This window comes from Octadecabacter antarcticus 307, from assembly GCF_000155675.2.
GTDB classification, from domain to species: Bacteria; Pseudomonadota; Alphaproteobacteria; order Rhodobacterales; family Rhodobacteraceae; genus Octadecabacter; species Octadecabacter antarcticus.
This window is the reverse complement of sequence record NC_020911.1, coordinates 2,344,053-2,356,313: the sequence shown is the minus strand read 5'-3', so window position 1 is coordinate 2,356,313 and position 12,261 is coordinate 2,344,053. Positions and strand designations below refer to the sequence as shown.

General features: G+C 53.7%; 13 protein-coding genes and 3 pseudogenes. 12 read left to right on the top strand and 4 right to left on the bottom strand.

Annotated elements, in window-relative coordinates; translation table 11 throughout:
* Nucleotides 1-325: 325 nt before the first annotated feature.
* The 5 genes from OAN307_RS11910 to OAN307_RS30725 all read left to right on the top strand — a co-directional run bounded on the left by OAN307_RS11910 (nucleotide 326) and on the right by OAN307_RS30725 (nucleotide 2,965).
* Complete coding sequence (locus OAN307_RS11910) at nucleotides 326-895, top strand: YcbK family protein (RefSeq protein ID WP_015499981.1); 570 nt, start codon at nucleotides 326-328, stop codon at nucleotides 893-895.
* A gap of 152 nt (nucleotides 896-1,047) precedes the next feature.
* On the top strand, nucleotides 1,048-1,254 hold the full coding sequence (locus OAN307_RS11905; protein WP_044043618.1) for a hypothetical protein: 207 nt from the start codon (nucleotides 1,048-1,050) through the stop codon (nucleotides 1,252-1,254).
* 33 nt (nucleotides 1,255-1,287) lie between these two features.
* Nucleotides 1,288-1,854, top strand: a complete 567-nt coding sequence (locus tag OAN307_RS30735; protein ID WP_083902972.1) for a peroxidase family protein — start codon at nucleotides 1,288-1,290, stop codon at nucleotides 1,852-1,854.
* Entirely contained in the window at nucleotides 1,854-2,084 is a 231-nt protein-coding gene (locus OAN307_RS30730) for a peroxidase family protein (RefSeq protein WP_044043616.1), read from the top strand. The genes OAN307_RS30735 and OAN307_RS30730 overlap by 1 nt, the downstream gene beginning before the upstream one ends.
* A gap of 98 nt (nucleotides 2,085-2,182) precedes the next feature.
* Complete coding sequence (locus tag OAN307_RS30725) at nucleotides 2,183-2,965, top strand: peroxidase family protein (RefSeq protein WP_044043615.1); 783 nt, start codon at nucleotides 2,183-2,185, stop codon at nucleotides 2,963-2,965.
* 64 nt (nucleotides 2,966-3,029) lie between these two features.
* Here OAN307_RS30725 and OAN307_RS30025 read toward each other — a convergent pair whose 3' ends face one another.
* The gene (locus OAN307_RS30025; protein ID WP_051068001.1) at nucleotides 3,030-3,215 is read right to left on the bottom strand and encodes a hypothetical protein; all 186 of its coding nucleotides are present in this window, start codon (nucleotides 3,213-3,215) and stop codon (nucleotides 3,030-3,032) included.
* On the opposite strand from OAN307_RS30025, the gene OAN307_RS25260 reads away from it, so the two are divergent.
* Together OAN307_RS25260 and OAN307_RS28960 are read left to right on the top strand one after the other, a co-directional pair.
* The gene (locus OAN307_RS25260) at nucleotides 3,210-3,452 is read left to right on the top strand and encodes a Hint domain-containing protein (RefSeq protein ID WP_051068000.1); all 243 of its coding nucleotides are present in this window, start codon (nucleotides 3,210-3,212) and stop codon (nucleotides 3,450-3,452) included. The two genes, OAN307_RS30025 and OAN307_RS25260, sit on opposite strands and share 6 nt — an antisense overlap.
* Entirely contained in the window at nucleotides 3,453-3,662 is a 210-nt protein-coding gene (locus tag OAN307_RS28960; RefSeq protein ID WP_051067999.1) for a hypothetical protein, read from the top strand. It abuts the gene before it with no gap.
* A 99-nt stretch (nucleotides 3,663-3,761) separates the two neighbouring features.
* Here OAN307_RS28960 and OAN307_RS11880 read toward each other — a convergent pair whose 3' ends face one another.
* Entirely contained in the window at nucleotides 3,762-6,200 is a 2,439-nt protein-coding gene (locus OAN307_RS11880; protein WP_015499980.1) for an EAL domain-containing protein, read from the bottom strand.
* A gap of 158 nt (nucleotides 6,201-6,358) precedes the next feature.
* Complete coding sequence (locus tag OAN307_RS11875) at nucleotides 6,359-6,832, bottom strand: CIA30 family protein (protein WP_015499979.1); 474 nt, start codon at nucleotides 6,830-6,832, stop codon at nucleotides 6,359-6,361.
* A 279-nt stretch (nucleotides 6,833-7,111) separates the two neighbouring features.
* On the opposite strand from OAN307_RS11875, the gene OAN307_RS11870 reads away from it, so the two are divergent.
* Together OAN307_RS11870 and OAN307_RS26320 are read left to right on the top strand one after the other, a co-directional pair.
* Nucleotides 7,112-7,363: a hypothetical protein gene (locus tag OAN307_RS11870; RefSeq protein WP_044043614.1), complete on the top strand. Its 252-nt coding sequence runs from the start codon at nucleotides 7,112-7,114 to the stop codon at nucleotides 7,361-7,363.
* A 121-nt stretch (nucleotides 7,364-7,484) separates the two neighbouring features.
* Nucleotides 7,485-7,917 (top strand): annotated as a pseudogene (locus tag OAN307_RS26320) (hypothetical protein); the annotation flags it as partial.
* A 55-nt stretch (nucleotides 7,918-7,972) separates the two neighbouring features.
* Here OAN307_RS26320 and OAN307_RS26315 read toward each other — a convergent pair.
* Nucleotides 7,973-8,428 (bottom strand): annotated as a pseudogene (locus tag OAN307_RS26315) (hypothetical protein); the annotation flags it as partial.
* Between the two features lie 624 nt (nucleotides 8,429-9,052).
* Between OAN307_RS26315 and OAN307_RS11855 the strand changes: the two are divergent.
* The 3 genes and pseudogenes from OAN307_RS11855 to OAN307_RS26310 form a co-directional block, all read left to right on the top strand.
* On the top strand, nucleotides 9,053-10,141 hold the full coding sequence (locus OAN307_RS11855; protein ID WP_187292574.1) for a LacI family DNA-binding transcriptional regulator: 1,089 nt from the start codon (nucleotides 9,053-9,055) through the stop codon (nucleotides 10,139-10,141).
* Nucleotides 10,138-11,445, top strand: coding sequence for a xylose isomerase (xylA, locus tag OAN307_RS11850; RefSeq protein ID WP_015499976.1), 1,308 nt, complete (start codon nucleotides 10,138-10,140; stop codon nucleotides 11,443-11,445). The genes OAN307_RS11855 and xylA overlap by 4 nt, the downstream gene beginning before the upstream one ends.
* Nucleotides 11,446-11,486: 41 nt before the next feature.
* Nucleotides 11,487-12,261, top strand: a pseudogene (locus tag OAN307_RS26310) (sugar phosphate isomerase/epimerase family protein); the annotation flags it as partial.

Sequence of the window (12,261 nt, the reverse complement as noted above, 5' to 3'; positions counted from 1 at the left end):
TGCGGACCTTAATGCGACTTTTAGACGTCGCTTCATGAAACAGTCAGCAAGTTGCGTTAGTCTATTCACAAACGCGCTATGACGTGAATTGGTTTCAGATCGTCCCTGCCGCACCGCAATAATGCCGTGCACAAATGCAACACTATCCCGAATGCGCAAAATTTGCGCAAAATTTCGCCTATTTCCTCCTGTTAACAGACCCATTCAGTCTCAGGGCTTGGTCCACGAATCATTTTGTGGCATAGAGCACTGGCTTCTGGGGATGGAATGGCAGAAACGCCCGTGAAAACACGGGATTACAGGTAAGCGACGGGACAGCGCTAACATGATGGATAAAATTGCTTCGAGCATTTCTCGGCGTGGCTTTCTGGGTGCCTTTGCGGCAACCGCAGTCATCGCCGCCCCAACGTATTCGAACGCCGCGGGTTTTTTGCGCGGCGGTGGCGACATCCGGCGGTTGAAAATGTATTCCGGTCGCACTGGCGAAAGCATTGACACGATTTACTGGATTGAGGGCGACTACATTCCAGAAGCCATGACCGAAATGAACCGGTTCTTCCGCGATTGGCGCAATGGCCAGACCCTGCAGATTGATACCCGTACAATTGACATCGCGGCCGCGACACAAAATCTATTGGACAGCAGCCAACCCTATACATTGATTTCTGGCTACCGTTCACCGCAAACAAACGCGATGTTGCGGTCTAATTCTTCCGGTGTTGCGCGCAACTCGCTGCACCTTCAAGGTCAAGCCGCTGATTTGCGCATGCAGGGCCGTTCGGTCAGTCAAATGGCACGTGCAGCCGCAAGCTGTAATGCTGGTGGTGTTGGCCGCTATTCCGGTTCAAATTTCATACATATTGATTGTGGTGCCGTGCGCAGTTGGGGCAGCTGATCCAGATCGGTTAACTGCCGTAATCGACGATACAATACAAAAGCTAGAACATAATTATTTGGGCTTTGTGCGTTTTTGGACCCCAAAATTACAAAATAATTGTCAACCGCTTGCCAACTCCTTCAGCCCAGTGTCGCGGGGCAAGATGAAGGTTGACTGATGGCAAGTCGCTGTCCTTATATTGCGAATATTCAAGCACAGGGGCGCGTCATGACGACGACGCCCCAAACAGCGCCGGATTAAGCACTCTTTTCACCACGTTCGGCCAGTTTCTCGATCACGATATGGTTCTGACACCGGAAGATCACGACGCCGGAACCTTAGAATTCGTGGGGATGCCGCATGAGATCGCGCGTTAGCAAGTCGCGGCAGGGAACAAAGACGGTGAAACCATTGCACCGACCAACGCGGTGACATGGCAGATTGTCGGCAGCCAAGTATATGGATCGACCGAGGCGCAGATGGACCATTTGCGCAACTTTTACGACGGCAAACTGCAGATGCAGGACGACGCGGCATCAGCAAATGATATGCTTCCAAATGCCGACGAAGACAGTTTCTTGGCGGGCGATATTGCAAGCGACAATCCGCTGTATCTTGCTGGCGATATCCGCGCTAACAAAAATCCTAGCCTGCTGTCGTTGAATACACTTTTCGTGCGTGAACACAACCATCGGGCTGACAAACTCGCGCAGGAACACCCCGATTGGTCGGACGATCAGCTTTACAGCGCCGCGCGATCGATTGTCGAATATGAACTGCAACAGATCACTTACAACGAATGGTTGCCGCATCTGATCGGCGACGCAGTGAGTGAGGATACCGGATTTGATGACAATGTTTCAGGTGAAACTTTGGTGGAATTTTCCATCGCAGGGTTCCGCTTTGGTCAGACCCTCTTGTCGTCCAGCATTGATCTTGTCGGTGAGGACGCAACCGATGCAGGTCAGTCGCCTTGATGGGGGCGTTTTTCAATCACTCCACCGTTGAAAAAAGCGGGATTGAGGCGATCATACGCGGGCAAATTTGCGCGGCCGCACAAGAACTCGACACTGAAATCGTCGATAATTTGAACTTTTTCCCTGAGACACCGGACGGCGTGTCCGGTGTCTCCCTCGCGGCGTTGAACGTCGCGCGGGGTCTGGAGCACGCGCTCGACAGCTATATAAAGATGTTCGCGCGCGGTTAATCAGCGGCGTTGATCCTGCAATATTGGACCCACTAGGTTTTTCTATCATAATGCGCGACGAAGACGTCCAAGCACGCCTCGCGGACGTCTATTAAGATGTGTTCCAAGTCGATTTGTGGGTCGGCAGTCTAACCGACGACGCAGTTTCAGGTACCCAGCTGGGGCCCCTGTTCACCCACTTTGTCACCGACCAATCCACCCGCACGCGCGCTGCAGATGATACATTCGGCGACCCTGACCCCGCCTTAGGCGACACGATCATCGCGGACGTAAACGCAAGCTCATTCGCCACGATCATCGAACGCAACACCGACGTGAACATGGTGCAGAACGACGTTTTCATCACCCATGATCGTAGCATGACCGAGCAAGACAGCGTCGACACGACATCGCGCGACGACATAGTTAGCCTCGCTGCTAAAACGGTGAACGGGTCTGTCTACACGCAAACAGGCAATGACATAGTCACGCTTTTCGGCAGCTCCACGATCAACGGCGATGTCGTGATGGCGGCGGGTGACGGCACGTTCATCGCGACCAGCGGCACGATCTTGGGCGAAGTTAGGCTGGGATTTGGCGATGATACGGTCACGCTAAGCGACACGGCGAATGTGCAAGGCTGCATCGGTACAAACCAAGGCAATGACACCGTGACGCTAGATGATATGTCCAAAGTTGCCGGCAGCGTCAGTATTGGCGAAGACGACGATAGCGCCATGCTCTCGGGACGGGCAGAGATTGGTGTTGAGCTTTGCACCGCGCGCGGGGACGACGACGTCACACTTGGCGCGCGCACGACCGTTGGCGGCAATGTAAACTTGGGCCAAGGCGACGACTCGATTGCGCTAGCAAGCTGGTGCAAACACCAATCGAATCCATAGTGGCAAGGGGTTCGACACTCTGAAATTGTCGGACAACACCCGCGTTGAATCTGACGGCAACCCCTTAAACGGAACGGTTTATTAGCTTGACGATGAGGGCGGTGATACGGCCAAAAGCGTTGGTTTCCGCTCGATCGAACGGATCACTTGTTTCACGCTTGGCACGCTGATCATCACCGAACGTGGCAAGCGTGAAATCGAAACATTGCAGGTTGGTGATCGTGTCTGAACCCTTGACAATGGCTTGCAACCCATCGCTTGGATCGGCCGCGCGACGGTTCCGGCCATGGGCGGTCTTACACCGATCCTGATCCACAAAGGCGCGATGGACAACGCACGTGATCTGCTCATGTCACCGCAGCACCGCAGGATGCTGGATTTCTGGCGCGTAAAAATACATTACGGCACCAATGCGGTTCTGGCCCCAGCCAAGGGACTGACCAACGATCATACGATCCGGCGCATTGAAGATGGCGAAGTCACCTAAGTGCACATCGCCTTCGACACCCATGAAATTGTCATGGCCAAAGGCATCCCGTCCGAAATCTTTTTTCCGGGCGCCAGGGCGCTCAACGTGCGGGATCACGCGGCGCGCAGTGAAATTCTAAAGCTATTTCCAGAATGGCGCTGCCCCCCACACCGTCCAATGACGGCGCGACGTTTGGTTACGACCCGTGAAGCCGAAGCATTGATCTAAAAGAATAAATAGAATTTGAGGCCGTCATGCGCGTGATTTGCCCATCAAGTCATCACCTTGACGAAAACTGTCACAGGATCGCGCGGCTTTGAGGCCCTTTTAAGAAACACCCGGCGACGCGATCAACATCTTGGCAAACTCGGCCTCGGCCATCGGGCGCGCCAGCGCAATGCCCTGCAACGCCTCACAGTCCAGTTGTAACACCGCGTTTAACTGTTTTTGAGATTCAATACCTTCGACCACAACACCACAGCCTTCAAGAGCTGCGACCCGCGCCAAGGCTTTCAGGATAAAGATCTGCGCTGGATTTGTTTCGAGCGGGGCAAGCAACATCCGGTCCAATTTCACACGGTCCGGACGCACTGTTTGCAGCGCAACGATTGAGGATCGGCCTGAGCCAAAATCGTTCATTTCAAGCCGGACTCCTGCCGCACGAAGCTGGTTCAGCGTGTCGCTTAATCCGTCATCACAGGTGTCCAGAAACGTGGTCTCCAGCAGTTCAAACGAAATCGCGTGGTGCGGCTGCAGCCGATCAGAAATCTGTTGCATCAGACCAGGTTCCTGCAAGCGTTCGAGCGAGATATTGAGCGCAATGATCGGCACATCAAGTCCAGCCGCTGCCCATTTGGTTTGCGCCTCCAACACGAACCCGAACACAAAGTCATCAATGCGCGGTAACAGTCCGGTCTTACGCGCAAGCGGCAAAAAGTCATCCGGCCCAATAAGCCCACGGTCCGGACACATCCAGCGCACAAGCGCCTCAGCCCCGACAAGTGCATGTGTTTTAGCATCAAATTGTGGCTGAAAATGACAGATGATCTGACCTGACGTCAGCGCCACGCGCAAGTTGTGGTGCGCGTGTGTGTCGATTTGCGTCACTGCGCGCAGGCCGGGCGCGAAAACCTTAAAACAGGACCGTCCGTCAGACTTCGCCACATAAAGTGCGATGTCCGCATTGATAAACACCTCTGACGCATCAACAACATCGCCAAGCCCCAAAGCGCAACCAAGGCTCAGCCCGAACGTTTTCGCCTGGTCATAACCGAACATCGGTTGCGCCATTTGATCGATGATATCTTGGCAAAGCTGATGGACTTCCGCCTCATCTGCAAAATGTTCCAACAAGACGAAAAATTCGTCGCCACCGATCCGACAGACCAAACCACGCGGCCCTACAAGACCGCGCAGGTTTTCCGATACCCGCACAAGCACGTTGTCGCCCGCAGCATGGCCAAGTGTGTCGTTGATCTGTTTGAAATGATCGAGGTCAATGTGCAGCACCGCAAACTGGTCTTCGTCACCGATCCGATCCAGCAGCGCCTGCATAGTTTCATCCAGCAAACGTCGGTTCGCCAAGCCAGTCAACGCGTCATGACGCGAGTCGTGTTCCAAAAGTTCACGCGCGCGTTCCAGTTCTTGTGCGCGGTGATAATCATCCGTCACGTCAATATTCACACCAAGCATTCTACCGTTGGACTTTGACGTGCGCACAAAACGCGCAAGGCTGCGCACATGGCGCACTTCGCCGTCATCGCGCACAATTCGAAAATCACGATTAAAATCGCTCTTTTCCCGAAAAGTTTCTTGCGCATACTGCTTGGTAGCCTCGGCGTCGTCGGGATGCAGATGGGTTTCCCAGATGTCGCCAGAATTATGATCTGCGGCGTCGGTAATTCCGTACATGCCAAGCATCCGCTCATCCCAGTCTTCCAAACCGGTTTCAGCGTCAAATTCCCACACACCTATCCCCGCCGCTTCAATCGCGATCTGCAATTTACTGCTGAGTTTCAGAAGCTCAGTCTCGTTTTTCTTCATCGCCGTGATGTCGGTGTCGACGCCAACAATCTCAACCGGTCGACCGGCGTCATCATATGTCATCACTTTTGATCGGCACGAAAACCACATCCAATGCCCATCGGGATGCCAGTGGCGATATTGAGAATTCACCTTGTCTTTGTCGCCGCTGACTTGGCCACTGAACAACGCCTGCACCATGTCACGGTCTTCGGGGTGGATTTCAGTCAACCACTTCTCATGATCGGTGTCATAGGTGTCGATGTCTTCGGACAGCGGGATACCCCGCATCCGGCGCCATGCATCCGCAACATTAAACGACTTTTCCATTGTGTTGTAATTCCAGACCCCTTGATCAAGATGTTCGAGCAAGAACCGCAACCGCGAACTGTCGATCGCAATATCGGGCGTAAGTTGGCACAGATAAGGCCCGCGCTGCGCCGTTTGGGCGATGCTGTTCAAGGTCAACCTGAAATGCCCCGACGCCGCGTTCACCTTAGTCATAAATGCCATATTTTGTCTTGGTTCGGCTGCAAAAAACGCGGCGGCATCCGCGCCGCAATTTGCACGTAAAACAGTCCATAAGGCCGCGCCCGACACTTGCCCTGCGGTGATGGACAGGCAAGACCGAAAGTCACTGTTGCAGGACAAAATCGTGCCTGCCCCGTCCACCACAGCGGCTGGCTGCGCCAATACGGCCACAATTGCGGTTGCGAATGCGTGGTCGACTGGTGCGGCACCCATGATAAAGGTCTCATAAGACTGATAAACAAAACGTCCAGACGACGTACCAATCCTAAATTACCAAAGTGTTAACATCACAGATTTCGCGCCAGTGCTGGTGTCCGGGTCCGAACCGCAGACTTGGCGTCCCAGTCAAACGCATCGGTCCAAAAGACTGATTAAACACGATATAACCGCATGTTTGCCACAGCCACGTCTGTCTGAAATTCCCGCCCAATCGCAAGAACGCCGATCCGCCTGAGCTGGGCGGCATCGAATAAGGCGTCGGTTTTGTGCGACTTAAATGTGCTAGACGGTATTTTGAGAGTCTGCCATTCGGGGGCGGCCGTGAACTCTGTTCGAAAGGATTTCCAAGGCCGCGTCAGTTGGTCCGTGCGCAGACGAATATCATACCTCTCACCATTGCCGCTGACGTCCAGTTCAAGGCCCGTCCAATTGCTTGCGTCGAACGCGATGCCATCAGGACGTAGATCGAACGCCATCTGGACAAAACCACCGCTGTTATCCATTGACACGTCTCCGTACAAAACGCTCGCCTTGTGGCCTTGCCGTGTTTCCTGCCGCATCTTACCCTCGGACACGCCGCCCATGACGCCGTCAGCAACATACTCCCAAGCCAGGCTCAAATCCATTTTTGCAGTTCCTCTTTTTAACGGCCCAAGTCAGCGGTAAAACGCAGTGGACTCTCGTATTAGAAACGATTTTTTTGCTGATCGAATCGGGGCCATAACGGAACCGAAAAGCTACTGATACCTGCTGAAATAGATCAAAATATCTGAAATTCATGGTGCAGAATTCTTTCTAAAACTCATCTCTATTGAGTCCCGTAGTCAAGTTTGGAAAATAGCGTTATCAAATAGTTAGAGATAACCACCTTCAATCCAAGCTTCAGAAAATCCAAAATCAGGCCCTTGATATCAGATCGGATTGTCGTTGCGGAAATTGAGTTGGCGTTTGTCTTTGAGATCGAGGCTGCGCCGCATGTGAATGGCTTTGGGCTGGGCGGCACCGGCCGCCACCGGACGAACGTTTGGGTCTACGCTCGTGTGAATGTGTCGACGGTAGTATCGAAGTCAGCGCTGGTGATGCATCCAACAACAAAACCTGTCGCCATAGTTCCGGATGCGTTGCGTGATTGCATTCTTCGTGGCCCGATTTCCTAAAGGGCACCTCTAAAAATTGCCCTGCCCTTGACCCTGGGATATGATTGAGAAGAAGACCGGCCGGGAGAGTGTGGTGATGACGCAGATGCGTTTTTTCGATCTTTCAGACCGTTATGCGAGCCTGGACGCTTCCATCGTGCCGGTGCCGCGCAACCACAACACGCGCGACAAGAATGCGGCGATTAAGAAGGGCGAAGTGCCCGAGGGTTGGACAGATAAGCCCGCAAAACGGGTGCAGAAGGACGTGGATGCGCCCTCACCGGACATTGCTGCGCAACGCACTGCCGATTGGCAGGCAAGCCGCTAACCAAGCAGGCTAAGGGTAGCAACCGGACCAAGTCCACTGCGCGGCTTCGCCCTTCTCGTGCCTGCAAAAGCACGCACTGCCAGGCAATGGTCGAACACGTGTTTGGCGCGCAGACCAACGATATGGGCTGCATCTTGGTGCGCACCGTCGGCCTTGTTCGAGCCGAGGCCAATATCGGGATGAAAACCTTGCTTAAAACATGCGCCGCCTCTGTCAGTTGCGCCACGTCAACCCAAACCCGGCGTGAAAAACGATCGGGCAAAGGCGCAGGTCATGCTGCGCACAGCGAAAACCACCCTTGCGCCCACACCCCCTTTTTTTAGCCCCAGGCTGGAAGCCGTGCGGTGTGCCTTGAGGTAAGTAGCGTCCGCTGCCCGGCAGTCGAAACACAGTTTCGATGAGAGCGGATCGAAATTGTCTTATTGTCTGGGGCCTGCTCGGCCAGTCCCATCATGATCCGGGCGAACACACCCATGTCACTCCAGCGCTTCCAACGATCATACAAAGTCTTTGGCCGCCCATATTCGGCAGGCGCATCACACCACCGCAGACGGGGCTCCGCCCGTTCATGCCTTGAAACGTCCACTGGACGTTTCATCGGGCCCGCGGCCCGAACCGTCATTCGCCCCGTTGCGGTTAGTGAAAATAATGGCACTCAGGACGCGGCGATCATCTACGCGTGCACGGCCTCGGCTCTTCGGAAAGTAAGGCCGAAGCCGTTCCATCTGCGCTTCACTCAGCCAATAAAGATTGCTTATTCTAACCCCCAAACTTTGGGACTTTCAATCACGCAGCCATAGTAGCATCAAGTGGTTTAATGGGTCCTGAGACTAGCGTCTGCATTGATTTTGGAAGAACCCATCTCACTGCAGTTTACCGTGATCTTGTTGGCGGGCACGATCTTGGTTTCATTAATATCTGGGGTTGCTGTCTAACCTTCAACCTTTACGGCCCGATCTCAGGCGCGATGTAAAGCGTTGCGTTCTGCCTCTGGCGTATCAGCGCCGCATAAATCAGGTTTTCATCCATCATTTGGCTGGACAGAAAGAAACTATTGTCTCCCGTGCAGTCTTGCGAGCGGTGGATGTTGACAGCAAAAACCGTGATCGATGGTGGGAAACTTTCGTGGATTGAACACTGTTGCTTCAATGTCTATCTGCCATGTGCCGCGCAACATACCGCTAAACATTCCGTACAATAAAAGGACCCAATCCAGAGATTGCAGGATTCAAAAGGGTCATGTTTGCGCGTTCAGACTCAACATACTCACGCCACGCCCCTTTACATATCCGCATTGGACGACGAAATGAACTACCTCTATCAGAAAATGATTGACGCCAATCAAAATTGAACAGATGCTCACAAAATATGGGAGAGTAATCGTGAAGTTTGCAACATTACTTGATGTAGCGCAGTCAGCTGGTGTCAGCTATGCGACGGCGGACCGGGTCGTGAACAAGCGCGGCGGCGTGGCACAAAAATCTGTTGTGCGGGTTCAGGATGCTATTGAAAAGCTCGGGTATGAACGCGATGAAATGGCGGCGAACCTTGCACGCAAACGCGTCTACCGATTCCATTTTCTGCTGCCCGACGATAGCAACGACTTCTTTGCCGCCCTCAACGCAGCCCTTCGATCCCACCAGAACCAATCCAATCTTTTGCGCACCCGTTTTCATGCGACGCGCGTCCCCGCTTTTAGCGAAGCTGCGATCGTTGACGCGCTGGATAGCATTGATCCTGCGATAACTGATTGCGTTTGCCTTGTGGCATTCGACACACCCACCGTGACTGCGGCAGTCCGGCGCGCAAAGATGCGTGGGTTGAAAATCGTTACATTGGTGTCCGATATCGCTGCGATTGAACGCAATCATTATGTCGGCATTGACAACCTTGTTGCCGGCAAAACCGCTGGACGAATGATGGGATTGGCACATACGTCGCGTGCGGGCCGTGTCCTGCCGATCATCGGCGCAAACCGCGCCTATGACCACACACAACGCCTGCGCGGATTTCGCGAGCTTTTACAAACCCACTTTCCGTCCGTCCACCTGCTTGACCCCGTCAAAAGCCATGACGAGGCCCTGACGATCCATCGCGTTCTAGGCGATGCGTGGGCTGCACATCCCGATCTAACGGGCGTCTACAATGTAGGCGCGGGCAATGACGGTCTGATCGATTGGGTCAGCGGCATCGCCCCCATGACCCGCCCTGTTATGGTGATACATGAACTGCTGCCCAAATCCCGCGCAGCACTTGAGGTCGGATTGATCGACGCCGTGATTGACCAAAAACCCTATGAGGCAATTGGCGAAGCCTTGCGGATCATGCGCCAACTTGTTGACGCCAAATCGGTTACGCAAGACGCCACTTTGATTACGCCCGCTATTTATCTTTGCGAAAACCTACCCCCAATATTTACAAATGTTCCCGCAAATCCCCACACCCTTTCAAATCGGATACTATCCCAATGACCAGTTATTTCGCCGACATTTCCCCAGTGAGCTATGCACCGACCGATGCTCCAGACGCGGACGGGTTATCGTTTCGTCACTATGACCCGAGCGAGGTCGTGGGCGGCAAATCTATGCAAGACCATCTGCGGTTCGCCGTCTGTTACTGGCACAATTTTGTCGGTGACGGTAGCGATCCCTTTGGCGGGCAAACCTTTGACCGCCCATGGTTCCCCGCTGACACAATGGATCTGGCCAAACGCAAAGCCGATGACGCATTCGAGATGTTTCGCATCCTTGGCGTGCCATTCTGGTGTTTTCATGACCACGACATTCGCCCCGAAGGTGCAAGCCTGCGCGAAAGCCATGACCGCCTTAACGAAATGGCCGACTACGTTGGCGAAAAAATGGAAAACGGTGGACCAAAACTGCTTTGGGGTACGGCGAATATGTTTTCCAATCCCCGCTATATGTCAGGTGCCGCCACCAACCCCAATCCTGACGTCTTTGCCTACTGCGCCAGTACTGTGAAATCCTGCATGGACGTGACCCACCGATTGGGCGGGGAAAACTACGTTTTGTGGGGTGGCCGCGAGGGGTATGAGACACTTTTGAACACCGATCTGAACCGCGAACAGCAGCAGGCTGGACGGTTTTTGCAGATGGTCGTCGACTACAAACACAAGATTGGTTTCAAAGGCGCGATCCTGATCGAGCCCAAGCCGCAGGAACCGATGAAGCATCAATATGATTACGATGTGGCGACGGTCTATGGTTTTCTCAAACGCTTCGGGCTTGAAGATGAGGTCCAGGTGAACGTCGAACAAGGTCACGCCATCCTTGCGGGTCATAGTTTCGAACATGAACTGGCTATGGCGCGCACGCTGGGGCTATTTGGCAGCATCGATATGAACCGCAATGATTATCAATCAGGTTGGGACACTGACCAGTTTCCCAACAATGCACCCGAGGCCGCACTGGCCTATTACGAGGTGTTGAAGGCTGGTGGTTTTACCAAAGGTGGCACGAATTTTGATGCCAAATTGCGTCGTCAATCGCTTGATCCTATCGATCTGATCGCATCACACGTCGGTGGAATGGATGTCTGCGCGCGCGGGTTCAAAGCCGCCCACGCAATGCTAGCCGACGGCGCGTTAGAGGGCCCACGCGATGCACGCTACGCAAGTTGGAACAGCGCCGATCATCTGACGACGGGCAAAACGTTGGAAGACGTCGCTGCCTTCGCAGAAAAACACAATCTTGACCCACAGCCCACATCGGGCCGTCAGGAAATTCTGGAAAACATCGTAAACCGCTACGTCTAAATAAATGGAATAATCAGCATGAAACCATCTAATGAGCGGCCCTGTTTCTAGTACAACTCGCGGGCGACGCCGCCCCCGTTCAACAGCTGGGACAGCATTACCAAATGGGCCGCCGATTGCGGCTACAAAGGCGTGTAAATCCTCAGTTGGGACGTCCGTCTGTTCGATTTGAAATAGGCTGCAGAACGCCGCGATTAATATGACAAAATCGCAGGTAAGGGTCGCGAAAACGGCGTGGAAATCACCTAACCTTCGACCCACCTTCATGGGCAACTGGTCGCCGTGCATCCCACCCATGACGTAGGTTTTGACGGCTTTGCGGTGCCCCACGTGCAGGGCAGTCCGAAAGCGCGGATGGCGTGGGCTGTTGAACAGGTCAAGCTGGCGCTGACCGCGTCGTTGCCACGAAACCCACCCGGGCGAAGACCTGCATGAAGGCGTCACGTTTGAAATGTTTTTGTAACGTGACGACAACCACACGCGCTGCAATATGCTGTACAATCTGTCGCACTATGTTCTGCAATGCCTTGATTATGTTGATAACACCGACATCTACAAAGACCACAACAAGATGCTCCAAGTCAAAGATGCAGAATTCAATCCAACAGGTCATCAAGGCGTCTACGGTGGCTATCAGCCTTGGGTCAACCGCGCGGTGCGGTTCCGTTCACTCGGCGATGGGCAGGTCTATTTTGGCGCGGCGTTCTCAAAATGGCAGCGATTGATTTTAACGGCTGGGCCGTAATTGAATGGGAATGCGCGATCAAACATCCCATAGACGGTGCCCGTGAAGGGGCGCAATTTGTTAAGGATAAC

Bases quoted from the DNA above. Each gene is read 5' to 3' on its own strand.
- OAN307_RS30730 (WP_044043616.1), top strand. From the start codon at position 1,854: ATGGGGGCGTTTTTCAATCACTCCACCGTTGAAAAAAGCGGGATTGAG.
- xylA (WP_015499976.1), top strand. From the start codon at position 10,138: ATGACCAGTTATTTCGCCGACATTTCCCCAGTGAGCTATGCACCGACC.
- OAN307_RS11875 (WP_015499979.1), bottom strand. From the start codon at position 6,832: ATGGATTTGAGCCTGGCTTGGGAGTATGTTGCTGACGGCGTCATGGGC.
- OAN307_RS11910 (WP_015499981.1), top strand. From the start codon at position 326: ATGATGGATAAAATTGCTTCGAGCATTTCTCGGCGTGGCTTTCTGGGT.
- OAN307_RS11880 (WP_015499980.1), bottom strand. From the start codon at position 6,200: ATGGGTGCCGCACCAGTCGACCACGCATTCGCAACCGCAATTGTGGCC.